1 protein-coding gene is annotated in these 600 nt (G+C 35.3%); it reads left to right on the top strand.

The window, feature by feature from the left end:
• On the top strand, window positions 1-600 hold a 600-nt coding region (locus OCF96_RS09875), incomplete at both ends, for a MucBP domain-containing protein (RefSeq protein WP_261447057.1).

Raw genomic sequence — 600 nt, 5'->3', positions numbered from 1 at the left:
AACTTTCTTTAAAGACAAAGACGGTAACGAAATTAGTGAAAAAGTAACTGGCTCTGTAGATAAGAAAGATATCCCAGAATACCGCTTCGTAGAGACTAAGAAATTACCAAATGGTGATACAGAGCACATCTATGAAAAAGTTAAGACATCATTCAAGGATAAAGAAGGAAACGAAATTCCTAAATATCCAAGTGAACCAGGAACAGTCGATAAGAAAGACATTCCAGAATACCGCTTCGTAGAGACTAAGAAATTACCAAATGGTGATACAGAACACATCTACGAAAAAGTTAAGACATCATTCAAGGATAAAGAAGGAAATGAAATTCCTAAATATCCAAGTGAGCCAGGAACAGTTGATAAGAAAGACATTCCAGAATACCGCTTCGTAGAGACTAAGAAATTACCAAATGGTGATACAGAACACATCTACGAAAAAGTTAAGACATCATTCAAGGATAAAGAAGGAAATGAAATTCCTAAATATCCAAGTGAGCCAGGAACAGTTGATAAGAAAGACATTCCAGAATACCGCTTCGTAGAGACTAAGAAATTACCAAATGGTGATACAGAACACATCTACGAAAAAGTTAAGACATC

The sequence above is a fragment of the Streptococcus mitis genome, assembly GCF_946190065.1.
GTDB classification, from domain to species: domain Bacteria; phylum Bacillota; class Bacilli; order Lactobacillales; family Streptococcaceae; genus Streptococcus; species Streptococcus mitis_DE.
The sequence above is the reverse complement of the archived record's forward strand: the minus strand, read 5'-3'. Positions and strand labels throughout refer to the sequence as shown.